Here is a 237-nt window from a genome sequence, read left to right as displayed (position 1 = left end):
TTTAAATTAGGCACAAGACAATATTTAGAATACAAAGATGCAAATGGTGTCAACGTGAAAGAGGTACAATTTAATAATTTTAATATGAATCCTGTAAACTATGGTTTGAGTGCTTATTTAGGATACGGAGATACTAGTCTTTACGTAAAATATGATTTAAATCCATTATTTGCCAACACTGAAACTAGAAATGTTTCTATAGGTGTTCGATTAGATTTAAATTAATAAACAAACTAT

The 237-nt window shown here is 27.4% G+C and carries 1 pseudogene; it reads left to right on the top strand.

The annotated features are described in order from the left end of the window. Positions 1-225, top strand: a pseudogene (locus tag ACY2RW_RS16370) (hypothetical protein); the annotation flags it as partial. Positions 226-237 lie beyond the last annotated feature (12 nt).

Source organism: Polaribacter sp. 2305UL8-11, assembly GCF_058147165.1.
Note: the sequence above shows the minus strand (reverse complement) of the source record. Positions and strands in the feature narration are given on the sequence as shown.